Annotated in this window: 11 protein-coding genes; 9 read left to right on the top strand and 2 right to left on the bottom strand. The window is 66.2% G+C overall.

From position 1 onward, the window contains the following. Window positions 1-32: 32 nt before the first annotated feature. On the bottom strand, window positions 33-1,979 hold the full coding sequence (gene acs / locus AB4Y63_RS06220) for an acetate--CoA ligase (RefSeq protein WP_441790181.1): 1,947 nt from the start codon (window positions 1,977-1,979) through the stop codon (window positions 33-35). Window positions 1,980-2,382: 403 nt separating this feature from the next. On the opposite strand from acs, the gene AB4Y63_RS06215 reads away from it, so the two are divergent. The 6 genes from AB4Y63_RS06215 to AB4Y63_RS06190 all read left to right on the top strand — a co-directional run bounded on the left by AB4Y63_RS06215 (window position 2,383) and on the right by AB4Y63_RS06190 (window position 6,389). Then, entirely contained in the window at window positions 2,383-3,504 is a 1,122-nt protein-coding gene (locus AB4Y63_RS06215; RefSeq protein ID WP_441790180.1) for a TadA family conjugal transfer-associated ATPase, read from the top strand. Between the two features lie 29 nt (window positions 3,505-3,533). Continuing rightward, window positions 3,534-4,508 (top strand): type II secretion system F family protein, encoded by a 975-nt coding sequence (locus AB4Y63_RS06210; RefSeq protein ID WP_441790179.1) that lies wholly within the window; start codon window positions 3,534-3,536, stop codon window positions 4,506-4,508. 45 nt (window positions 4,509-4,553) lie between these two features. Then, the gene (locus AB4Y63_RS06205) at window positions 4,554-5,075 is read left to right on the top strand and encodes a hypothetical protein (RefSeq protein WP_441790178.1); all 522 of its coding nucleotides are present in this window, start codon (window positions 4,554-4,556) and stop codon (window positions 5,073-5,075) included. Between the two features lie 303 nt (window positions 5,076-5,378). After that, entirely contained in the window at window positions 5,379-5,564 is a 186-nt protein-coding gene (locus tag AB4Y63_RS06200; RefSeq protein ID WP_441790309.1) for a DUF4244 domain-containing protein, read from the top strand. Beyond that, window positions 5,545-5,907, top strand: a complete 363-nt coding sequence (locus AB4Y63_RS06195; protein ID WP_441790177.1) for a TadE family type IV pilus minor pilin — start codon at window positions 5,545-5,547, stop codon at window positions 5,905-5,907. The genes AB4Y63_RS06200 and AB4Y63_RS06195 overlap by 20 nt, the downstream gene beginning before the upstream one ends. 11 nt (window positions 5,908-5,918) lie before the next feature. Further along, on the top strand, window positions 5,919-6,389 hold the full coding sequence (locus AB4Y63_RS06190; protein ID WP_441790176.1) for an Rv3654c family TadE-like protein: 471 nt from the start codon (window positions 5,919-5,921) through the stop codon (window positions 6,387-6,389). 8 nt (window positions 6,390-6,397) lie between these two features. Here the strand turns inward: AB4Y63_RS06190 and AB4Y63_RS06185 are convergent, their stop codons facing one another. Beyond that, complete coding sequence (locus AB4Y63_RS06185) at window positions 6,398-6,637, bottom strand: hypothetical protein (protein ID WP_441790175.1); 240 nt, start codon at window positions 6,635-6,637, stop codon at window positions 6,398-6,400. Window positions 6,638-6,755: 118 nt separating this feature from the next. On the opposite strand from AB4Y63_RS06185, the gene topA reads away from it, so the two are divergent. The 3 genes from topA (at window position 6,756) to AB4Y63_RS06170 (ending at window position 11,691) form a co-directional block, all read left to right on the top strand. After that, the gene (gene topA / locus AB4Y63_RS06180; protein WP_441790174.1) at window positions 6,756-9,740 is read left to right on the top strand and encodes a type I DNA topoisomerase; all 2,985 of its coding nucleotides are present in this window, start codon (window positions 6,756-6,758) and stop codon (window positions 9,738-9,740) included. Next, the gene (gene tmk / locus AB4Y63_RS06175) at window positions 9,737-10,360 is read left to right on the top strand and encodes a dTMP kinase (RefSeq protein WP_441790173.1); all 624 of its coding nucleotides are present in this window, start codon (window positions 9,737-9,739) and stop codon (window positions 10,358-10,360) included. Before topA ends, tmk begins: the two co-directional genes overlap by 4 nt. A 143-nt stretch (window positions 10,361-10,503) precedes the next feature. Continuing rightward, window positions 10,504-11,691: a DNA polymerase III subunit delta' gene (locus AB4Y63_RS06170; RefSeq protein ID WP_441790172.1), complete on the top strand. Its 1,188-nt coding sequence runs from the start codon at window positions 10,504-10,506 to the stop codon at window positions 11,689-11,691. Window positions 11,692-11,724 lie beyond the last annotated feature (33 nt).

Raw genomic sequence — 11,724 nt, 5'->3', positions numbered from 1 at the left:
GCCGCGGCCGAGATCGCGGCGCACCGAAACAGCTATTTGAGCTTGTCGGTGATGATCTGCATGACCGAGGTGTCGGCGAGCGTCGTGGTGTCGCCGATCTCGCGCCCCTCCGCCACATCGCGCAGCAACCGCCGCATGATCTTGCCGGAGCGGGTCTTCGGCAGCTCGTTCACGATGAAGATCTGACGCGGACGGGCAATCGCCCCGATCTGCTGCGCGACGTGCGCGCGAAGCACAGCCGACACGTCTTCGTGCGACGCGATGTTCTCTTGGCTGGCTTTGATGATCACGAACGCGACGACGGCCTGACCGGTTGTCTCGTCGGCGGYGCCGACCACCGCAGCTTCTGCGGTGAGCGGATGCGCGACGAGCGACGACTCGATTTCAGCGGTCGACAGGCGGTGGCCCGACACGTTCATCACATCGTCGACCCGGCCGAGCAGCCAGATATCGCCGTCTTCGTCAAAGCGGGCGCCGTCGCCGGCGAAGTACTTGTCGCCGAACTTGTCCCAGTAGGTTTCCTTGAACCGCTCGGGGTCGCCCCAGATGCCGCGGAGCATTGACGGCCACGGTTCGCTCACCACGAGCAGTCCGCCGTCGCCATGGGCGACGGGATTTCCGTCATCGTCGAGAATCTCGATGTTGATGCCGGGGATCGCCACCTGGGCGCTTCCGGGCTTCGCTTCGGTGATGCCCGGGAGTGCGGAGACCATGATCGCGCCGGTCTCGGTCTGCCACCAGGTGTCGACGACCGGGGCCACGTTTGCGCCGATGACCTCCCGGTACCACATCCAGGCTTCCGGGTTGATCGGTTCCCCGACCGAGCCCAGCAGACGAAGGCTCGTCAGATCGAACTTCTGCGGGATCTGGCGACCGAGCTTCATGAAGGTACGGATGGCGGTCGGCGCCGTGTAGAGAATCGAGACCTTGTACTTCTCGATTACTTCCCACCAGCGTCCGGGGTGCGGGGAGTCGGGGGTGCCTTCGAACAGCACCTGGGTTGCGCCGTTGGCGAGCGGGCCGTAGACCACGTAGCTGTGCCCGGTGATCCAGYCGACATCGGCGGTGCACCAGTAGACGTCGGTCTCCGGCTTGAGGTCGAAGACGTTTCGGTGGGTGAACGCGCTCTGGGTCAGGTAGCCGCCGCTGGTGTGCAGGATGCCCTTCGGCTTTCCGGTGGTGCCGGAGGTGTACAAGATGAAGAGTGGGTTCTCGGCGGGGAACGGCTGTGCTTCGTGCTCGGCCTCGACCGAGGCGAGCTCGTCGTGCCACCACAGGTCGCGGTCGTTCCATTCGACGTCCTGGCCCGTGCGCTTGACGACGAGCACATTGGTGACCGACGAGTCGTTGCTGGCCAGTGCGGCGTCAACGGCCGGCTTCAGTGCCGACGCGCGGCCCTTGCGGAAGCCGCCGTCGGCGGTGATCACGAGTGCCGCGTTGGCGTCGTCGATGCGCGAACGCAGGCTCTCCGCGCTGAAACCGCCGAAAATCACCGAGTGCACGGCACCGATGCGGGCAACGGCGAGCATCGCGATCACGGCTTCGGGAATCATCGGCAGGTAGATGGCGACTCGGTCGCCCGCCTTCACGCCGAGCTTTGTGAGCACATTGGCTGCCCGCTTGACCTCGGCGGTCAGTTCGGCGTAGGTGATGGCGCGGGAATCGCCCGGTTCACCCTCCCAATACAGTGCGACCCGGTCGCCATTGCCGGCCAGAACGTGGCGGTCGAGGCAGTTGTAGGCAACGTTGAGTTGGCCGTCTTCGAACCATTTCGCGAACGGAGGATTCGACCAGTCCAGCGTCTTGGTGAACGGAGTGTGCCAATGCAGCAGGTCGCGAGCCTGATCTGCCCAGAATCCGAGGCGATCCGCCGCGGCATCCGTGTAGAGCTGCGGCGTCGCAGTTGCTGCGGCGGCAAATTCTGCGGTGGGGGCGAATCGACGCGATTCAGTGAGCAGGTGGTCAATTTGGACGCTCATTGTTTTTGGTTCGCTCCTTCGCGATGCATGAAATCCTTAGCGTGTGGCCAGCCACAGAAGAACCCTACTCTGCTTGGAATGACCGAAAATCAGCGTGACGCCTCGTGTAGTTGGCTGGTGTTCCTGAAAGAAATCTCGGAGTGTCCTCATTTAGGGGGACCACGATGTTGCGATTTCCAACATCCCGCGTATGCTTGGACTCGTCCGAACGTAATGTTTTGACCAGCGATGCGTATGGTTCCCCCCAATCTGCGCATTGCCGAGGCGGCACCTGTTCCCCCCAATAGGTGCCGCCCCCCTTTTTTTAACCAGTGGGTCGCTACCTGTTCGGAAGGCAGTAGAAATTCGCCTGGCCCGATCGGTCGCCGGGTGCATCCCTCCACAGTCTCGGAGTGCGCGGGTTATGCACGCGAACGACGCCGAGCGGCTGGGCGTCGCGACTGCGGCGTACCGTCGGGCCATGCTCACTCCATTCGTCGCGTTCCCGTCCTCAGCGAACACAGCTCCCGCGCCCCGGCACGCCGGCGTCGACATCCTCGCCCCGCGTCCAGCGGCATCACCCGTCGTTCGGTTCGCCCCGCAGGCGACCCGCGACGTCACGGTACTCGGGCCGTTGGCCGCGTTTGCGGTTGGGGGAGTGACCGATCTGCTCATCAATGGCGAAGCGGGGCTCTGGGTCGACTCCGGCCACGGACTTCGGCACGAGCCGGATTGGATGTGCCCCGAGCGCTCACTTCGGGAGCTGGCTGTGCGGTTGATCGCCCTCGGCGGGCGACACATCGACGAGGCAAGCCCGTGCGTCGACGTGCGTCTGGCCGACGGCATCCGGGTGCACGCCGTGCTGCCGCCGGTCTCGAGCACCGGAACGCTCATTTCGATCCGCCTGCCGAACGCCACGCGGTTCTCGCTCGAAACGCTCGCGTCGGCGGGCCTGTGCGGTGCGGGAAGCGCGGCTGAGGCCATGGTCGACCGGCTGCGTCAGGCGGTGCACGATCGGGTGAACCTTCTCATCACCGGAGCCGCGGGCAGCGGAAAGACAACACTTCTGGCCGCGCTTCTCGCCGAATCGCCCCCGGACGAACGCATCATCGCGATCGAAGATGTCGCAGAACTGCAGATCGAGCATCCTCACGTGGTCGGCCTGGAAGCCCGGCAAGCCAACCTCGAGGGCGCCGGACGCATCGCCGCCGATTCGCTGTTGCGTGAGGCGCTACGGATGCGCCCCGATCGGCTCGTGCTCGGCGAATGCCGGGGCGCCGAAATCCGTGAGCTCCTGGCCGCGCTGAACACCGGCCACGACGGTGGGGCGGGCACCTTGCACGCCAATTCACTTCGGGATGTGCCGGCCCGCATCGAGGCACTTGGTGCGCTCGCCGGGATGAGCGTCGAATCGGTGGCCAGGCAAACGGTCAGCGCGATCGGACTGGTGTTGCACCTGGAACGGCATCGGGGAGTGCGCCGCCTGGCCGAGGTGGGGCGTTTCAGCCTCGACGACCACGACCGGTTGGCTGTGATCGCCGCATGATCCGGCGTCGGCACCGGCCAGATCAAGCGGTGTCGCCGATCGAAACGGTTGCTGCTGTCGCCCAGCGCTTGGCGGTGTTGCTCTCCGCCGGAGTGCCACCGCACTCCGCGTGGGGATATCTGGGCGCACCTGACGGTCGCCCTGCGGGGGAGGTTCCGAAACCTCGGTCTGCCCGGGATGCCCCCACGAACGTCGAAGGCACAGCCCGAATCATCGCGGCGGCAGCCGAAGCCGGCAGCAAGGGAGAGAGCATCTCTCTGGCAATAGCGCTCGATGCCCGATTGGTCGGCGGCCAGATCGCCCAGGCGTGGTTGGCGCTCGCCGGAGCGTGGGAGGTGGCCACTCGGTCGGGAGCGCCGTTGGCTTCGTGCCTTCGGCAGCTGGCGACGACGTTTCGTGACGTGGCGCAACTGCATCGCACCGTGGAACTGGCCCTGACGGGGCCGGCGGCAACAGCCCGCATGATGATGGCCCTGCCGGTGGTCGGCATCGTGTTCGGCACGCTGATGGGGTTTGACTCCGTGCGCACTCTGTTTCTGACCGTGCCGGGTCTGCTCTGCCTGGTCGTCGGAGCCGCGCTGATGCTGCTCGGGCATCTCTGGAACGGCCGGCTGGTGCGATTGGCGCGGGCGAGAGACCCCGCGCCGGGCCTGGAGCTTGATCTGATGGCCATCGCCATGACCGGCGGCGGATCGCTGGACAGTGCCCGGCTGCTCGTGCAGGGCGCCGCGACCGAGTTCGACTTGCCGGGCCGGGTTGACGACGCGGTACTCGACGGCGTGCTTGAACTCTCGAGCCGGGCCGGCGTTCCGGCGGCCGAGCTGCTGCGGAGCGAAGCAGATGAGCGCCGTCGGGAGGTGCGGAGTGTCGGGGAGCGCCGGGCGGAAGGTTTGGCCGTGACTTTGATGATGCCACTGGGACTGTGCGTGCTGCCCGCGTTCATGCTCGTCGCCGTTGTTCCGCTTTTGCTGGCGGTGCTGTCTTCCACTCTTCAGACAATCTGAGCGCGTCACGTTGTAATCGTCTGTGCGCCAAGAAAGGATGGTCGTATGAACGAGCCGCACGCGCACAATGCCCTGACCGCGTCGCGAACTTTTCGCGAAAGCATCATCACCGAAGAGTCGGTGTACGGAACGATTCTGGTCAGCGGAATGATCGTCGCGGCTGGGTCGCATGACGCGACGCTCATGGAGACGTTTCTGACCGTGGTTGGGACCGTCGTGGTGTTTTGGGCCGCGCACGTCTACGCCGGCACCGTCGCCGGCCATGGGGTTGTCGAGGGTGATCAAACCACCCTCCCGACCGCATTTCGGCGCTCGATCCGCCGCTCCATCGGATTCCTTCTCTCGGCGGTGCCGCCGAGCGCCGTGCTGTTGCTCGGTGCACTGCGCGTCGTCCCCGATCAATTTGCGCTCTGGGCGGCGCTTTGGCTCGGCGTGATCATCTTGGGAGTCCTCGGTTACAGCGCGTTCGCGCTGCGGGGGAGCCCGTGGCGCTATCGGGTGCTCGGGTGCATCGGCACTGCCTCGTTCGGTGTGGCAATGATCTTGCTGAAGGCGTTCATTCACTAGACCTTCACGGTGATGCTGGTTTTCGGCGGCAGCTGCCGTTTGGCCGAGGCGCCCTCCACCTCGGCGCCACCACGATCTTGTGCACCGATCTGCCCGATCGATGATCCGCAGTCGCCCGAACGATCAGCCTGGAATCACTCGTGTCACCGCCAGAAGCGTCGAGTGACGCACCCAGGAGAAGAACACATGCATCGTCAATCAAGCAATCAAGAAAACGAGGCGGCCGGGTTCGCGCCGAGCCAGCAGCCAGCACGGGCTTCGCTCCGTGACCAGGAACGGAACGCGGCCAGAAATGAGCGCCAGATCAAGCGCATACTGCGCCGGGCCACAGGCCGGCTGAGCGCCGACGATGGTGCCGCAACTGCCGAGTACGCGGTAGCGACGATGGCGGCCGTCGGGTTCGCTGGATTGCTTATCATCATCCTGCGCGGCGACGAAGTGCGGGCGATCCTGACCGACCTGGTGCGCAATGCGCTCACCGTGGGGTAACCGAATCGGCCGCGACGCCGGCAGCGTCACCGCCGAGTTCGCCCTGGTGATTCCTGCCGTCGTTCTCGTGCTGGGCTGCTGTCTCGGGGCAATTCAGGTAGTCGGTCAGCAGGTGCGCATGACGGATGCCGCTGCCGGGGCCGCCCGCGCGCTCGGCCGTGGTGAAAGCAGCGACCACGCCACCGCGCTCGCGAATGGTGCGGTGCCCGGTGTCGCTCTCAGCGCCGAGTCGCGCGGCGAGTTCGTCTGCGCCACGCTGAGTGCCCCGAGCGGAATCGGACCATTCGCGCTGGTCGGGCTCACGGTGACCGCGGTCTCGTGCGCTCCGGCCGGGGGACTCTGATGCTTCGCTCAATGTCAGCTTGGAGTCGCACGGTGACAGTCTGGCGTCGCGCGGCGACAGCGTGGCTTCGCACGGTGACAGTCTGGCGTCGCGCGGCGACAGCGTGGCTTCGCGTCGGGGCGCCGACGCGGGGGCCAGAACACGGAGCGGGTTCGGTGCTGGCCATCGGACTCCTCGGCGCAACGATGGCCGCCACTGCGGCCCTCATCCCCGTGCTCGTCGCGCTGACCGGAAACGCCCAGGCGCAGGGCGCCGCAGATGCCGCAGCGCTCGCCGCCGCCGACACGGCGTCGGGAGCCCTTCCCGGCGTGCCCTGCGAAGCAGCGAGCCGCACCGCAGAAGGGAACGGGGCATCCCTCACCGCGTGCAGCGTGGACGGCCTGATCGCCGCAGTCGCTGTCGCACGCGAGGTCGTCGGTATGACGATCGATGCGCGGGCGCGGGCAGGGCCACCCGGCGCAGAACCACGCCCGGACGGCTAGTGCAGGAACTATTCGAAGACAGCCTCAAGGTAGCGGTAGTCGACAGCGCTCGGTCGCTCGGGATGGTCGCTTGAATCGAACTCCAGCCCCGAGCCACGCGTATAGACGTAGCTCTTGCCCGCAGTGGCGGGAATCTCCAGGCGAGGACGCGGATCGCCGGAGTCGAGAAACTCGGTGGTGATCGTCTTTCCCTCGAGGGGACCGTCAGTTAACTTGGCCGTATAGGTGGCCGCCGATGCTGTGCCCATGCCTCCATTGTCCTCACCGGCAGAGAAGTGACAAGCCCTCAATTCGGCGAGTACCCGTTTCCTGTGTGTATGGTGTGCCTTGGCCCACACGCGGGCCCCTACCTATAAGAGGAGTCTGGTGCCAGGCACTAAGAAGCTGGTCATTGTTGAGTCGCCGACCAAGATGAAGTCGATTGCGGGCTATCTGGGTGACGGCTATGAGGTGTTGTCCTCTGTCGGACACATCCGCGACCTGATCGAGCCCAAGAACTTGCCGCCTGAGCTCAAAAAGGGGCCGCTCGGCAAATTCTCTGTCGATGTCGACAACGGGTTCGAGCCGTACTACGTGGTCTCCGACGCCAAGAAGAAGACGGTCAGCGAACTCAAGCGTGCGCTGAAGAACGCCGACGAACTCCTGCTCGCCACTGATGAGGACCGCGAGGGAGAGGCCATTGCCTGGCACCTGCTGCAGGTGCTGCAGCCCAAGGTTCCGGTCAAGCGCATGGTGTTCCACGAAATTACCAAAGACGCGATCCTGGCAGCCAAAGACAACACCCGCGACCTCGACACTGCACTCGTCGACGCGCAGGAGACCCGTCGCATCCTCGACCGTATCTACGGCTACGAGATCTCCCCGGTGCTCTGGCGCAAGGTGGGCCCCGGCCTCTCGGCCGGCCGCGTGCAGTCGGCAGCGACCCGTCTGGTCGTCGAGCGGGAGCGTGAACGTCTGGCGTTCGTCGCCGCCGGCTATTGGGATCTCATTGCCCAGCTCACCCCGGCATCCGCGGCCGCAGAGAACTCCTTCTCGGCCAAACTCGTTCGCCTGAATGGCGAGCGCATCGCCTCGGGCAGCGACTTCGACGATTCCGGAAAACTCAAGCCCTCCGTCAAGGCCGTCACCCTCGATGAGGCCGCCGCCGTCGCGCTGACTGCAGCCCTCAAGCAGCCCGGCGTCGCCGTGACCGTCAGCAAGGTCGCCTCGAAGCCCTACCGCCGCAGCCCCGCCGCGCCCTTCACGACCTCGACCCTGCAGCAGGAAGCAGCGCGCAAGCTGCGTTTCACCGCCCGCCAGACGATGAGCGTGGCCCAGTCGCTGTACGAAAACGGCTACATCACCTATATGCGTACCGATTCGCCGTCGCTCTCGAAGCAGGCGATTTCGGCAGCGCGCGCCCAGGCGACGGCGCTGTACGGCGCAGAGACGATTCCGGATGCGCCGCGCGTCTACAAGGGCAAGAGCAAGAACGCCCAGGAAGCGCACGAAGCGATCCGTCCGTCGGGCGACACCTTCCGCACCCCGGCGTCGCTCGCCAGCAGTCTGCGGGGCAACGACTTCAAGCTGTACGAACTGATCTGGAAGCGAACCGTCGCCTCGCAGATGTCCGACGCCACCGGATCGACGGCATCCGTCACGATCGAAGCCGGCCCGACCGGAACCGCTGACCACCCTTCGGCCTCCGGTGCCCGCGCCGAGTTCTCGGCCAGCGGCACGGTCATCACGTTCCGTGGCTTCCTGCTCGCCTACGAGGAGGGCCGAGACGAGGAGCGCAACGCGCCCACCGACCCGACCGAGTCGAAGCTGCCGCCGCTCGCCGAAGGCCAGACCCTCACCCTCGACGAGGTCGAGGCGAAGGGCCACGAGACCACGCCGCCCGCGCGCTACACCGAAGCCAGCCTGGTCAAGAAGCTCGAAGAACTCGGCATCGGTCGCCCGTCGACCTACGCCTCGATCATCTCCACGATCACCGACCGCGGCTACGTCACCCCGCGCGGACAGTCGCTGATTCCGAACTGGATCGCCTTCTCAGTCGTGCGCCTGCTCGAGGACTTCTTCGGCGACCTGGTCGAATACGACTTCACCGCCGAAATGGAGAACGACCTCGACCGGATCGCCGATGGCGAGGCGGACCGGGTCGACTGGTTGACCAGCTTCTACTTCGGCTCCGACAAGCACCGCGGCCTGCGTCAGGTCGTCGACAACCTCGGTGAGATCGACCCGCGGATCATCAACTCGGTCACCATCGCCGACGACATCACACTGCGCATCGGCAAGTACGGCCCCTACCTCGAAGTCATCGATCCTGGTGCCGACCCGGAGGCGACTCCCCGCCGCGTCAACATTCCGCCGGACCTGGCACCCGACGAGCTCACCGCCGCCAAGGCCCGCGAGCTCATCGACGCCCCCGTCGTCACCGACCGCGTCATCGGCGTGAACCCGGCCACCGGAAAAAACGTCGTGGCGAAAGACGGCCGGTTCGGCCCCTACGTCACCGAGGTCGACCCGGAACCGGTCGTTGATCCGGCCGAGACCGCCGCTGCGGCCGCAGCCGCCACTGCGCTGGCCGACGGAAGCGTCGTCGACCCGAAGACCGGCGAGGTCACCGAGGGAAAGCCGAAGAAGAAGGCGCCGGCGAAGAAGGCTGCCGCCGCGGCCAAGCCGCGCACGGCATCCATTTTCAAGTCGATGGATCTCGCGACGATCGACCTCGATACGGCTCTGCGTCTGCTCGACCTTCCCCGAGTCGTCGGTGTCGACCCCGAGACCGGCGCCGAAATTCTGGCGCAGAACGGCAAGTTCGGTCCCTACCTCAAGAAGGGCGTCGACACCCGGTCGCTCACCAGCGAAGACCAGATCTTCGACATCGACCTGGCCGGGGCGATCGAGCTCTACGCGCAGCCGAAGTACGGCGCCCGTCGGGCGTCGAGCGCGTTGAAAGAATTCGAAGCGCCCGACCCCGAGAGCGGCAAGGCGATCAAGATCAAGGACGGCCGCTTCGGCGCCTATGTGACCGACGGCGTCACCAACGCGACGATTCCGAAGTCCGAGACCGTTGAAGACGTCGACTTCGACCGCGCAGTGCAGCTGCTCGCCGACAAGCGGGCCAAGGGACCAGCGGTCAAGAAGGCCCCAGCGAAGAAGGCGCCGGCGAAGAAGGCCGCGGCCAAGAAGCCGGCAGCGAAGAAGGCCCCGGCGAAGAAGGCAGCGGTCAAGAAGACCGGCAACCCCACCGTGTCGGCTGCGACCAGCGCCGCCCGGTCGGCGTCGGCGCAGAAGGCTGCGGCCACGCGGGCGGCCAACAAGGCAGCGGCTGCCGCTGCTGCTGCGGAGACCGCGACGTCGTGACCGGTCTGTTCATCACATTTGAAGGTGGCGACGGGTCAGGCAAATCGACCCAGGCCCGCCTGCTCACCGACTGGCTGGCGGAGCAGGGGCACACCGTGCTCCGCTCCCGGGAGCCCGGCGGAACCGAGGTCGGCATCGAGATCCGCGAGATCGTGTTGCATCACCCCGGAGAGATTGCTCCACGCGCCGAGGCGCTGCTCTACGCGGCTGATCGAGCGCACCACATCGCGACGAAGGTGCGGCCCGCCCTGTCACGGGGCGAGATCGTGATCCAGGATCGCTACCTCGACTCATCCGTCGCCTATCAGGGTGCGGGCCGGGTTCTCGGTGCGACCGAGGTGCGCGACCTCTCGCTCTGGGCCGCCGAGGGGCTGCTGCCGGATCTCACGATTCTGCTCGATCTGGATGAGACGGTCGCCCGCGAGCGTCTCAACGCGGCGAACAAGCGGTTCGACCGTTTGGAAGCCGAGAAGAACGAATTCCACGCTCGGGTGCGCGCCGCTTTTCTGGGGCTCGCCGAGGCGGAGCCCAGCCGGTTTCTCGTGACGGATGCCGCGCAACCGGTCGACACGATCGCCGCGATCGTGCGCGCTCGCGTGGCTGAACTGCTCACGGTGTAGCCGGCAAGTCGCCTGCGCCAACCATTTCGGCGCGGTGTATCCCCACTGGCGCGCGCTCTACCCCGCGCCCACCGGGATATACCGCGCCGAAACTGTCTGCGCGACCGGAGAACTCTGTCAGCGCCGGACGGTACCCTTGAACCATGGCAGCATGGGACGACCTGACAGGGCAGGCCGATGCGATTGCCATTTTTCGGGCCGCCGCCGCGCGTCCCGGCATTGATACCGGCGCAGCCGCAGGCGCATCAGCCGGCTCTTCCGCCGAATCGGCGTCGATGACGCACGCCTGGCTGATCACCGGGCCGCCCGGATCGGGGCGCTCCAACTTGGCATTCGCATTCGCGACGGCGCTCCTCAGCCCCGGCACTCCCGAGGGTGACGAGGCGACCCATCGTCAGGTGAACGCCCGCACGCATCCTGATCTCACCGTGCTCAGCACCGAGGGCGTCATCATCAAGATGGGCACCGTCAAAGAGGTCGTCGCGCGGTCCCAATACTCTCCGTCGATGTCCCGCTACCGGGTGATCGTCGTCGAAGACGCCGACCGCATGGTCGAGCGCACCTCAAACGTTCTGTTGAAGGCTCTCGAGGAGCCGCCGGAGCGCACCGTCTGGATCCTCTGCGCGCCGAGCGAAGCCGACTTGCTTCCGACCATCCGATCGCGCGTGCGTTCGGTGCGGTTGCGGGTGCCGAGTGTCGAAGATGTCGCGGCTCTGCTCGTCAAACGCAATGGTATCGACCTCGAAACGGCTGAGCGCGCCGCGCGCCTGGCGCAGAGCCACATCGGCATGGCACAACGCCTGGCCACCAACGCGGATGCCCGCGACCGCCGCGACGAGACGCTGCGGGCCGCCCTCGGCATCCGGGGAGTGTCACAGGCCGTAATGACGGCCGCCCGGTTGCTGGCGATCGCAGGCGACGATGCCAAGGCTTTCACCGAAGAACAGGATGCCGCCGAGCGCGCCGGCGTGCTGCGCTCACTCGGTGTCGAGCCGGGCGGCACCGTTCCTCCGGGGCTCCGCGGGCAGCTGAAAGCTCTCGAAGACGACCAGAAACGGCGTGCCACGCGAGGCTTGCGCGACGGTATCGACCGCATCCTCGTTGACCTGGCATCGCTCTACCGCGACGTGATGATGGTGCAGCTTGACCGTGAAAGCACCGTGATCAACCGGGAGCTCCTGCCGGAGCTTCGTCAGGCGAGCACCTCGTGCACCGCCGCACAAACGGTGGCAACGCTCGACGCGATTGCCATCGCGCGTCAGAGAATTGAATCCAACGTGGCACCGGCTCTTGCTCTCGAAGCAATGTTGGTGACCGCGATTCGTCGGTGAATCCGCTGCCCGGCGCAACTCAGAGGGCGCCAC

The organism is Leifsonia sp. YAF41, from assembly GCF_052113185.1.
Classification (GTDB): domain Bacteria; phylum Actinomycetota; class Actinomycetes; order Actinomycetales; family Microbacteriaceae; genus Cryobacterium.
Note: the sequence above shows the minus strand (reverse complement) of the source record. Positions and strands in the feature narration are given on the sequence as shown.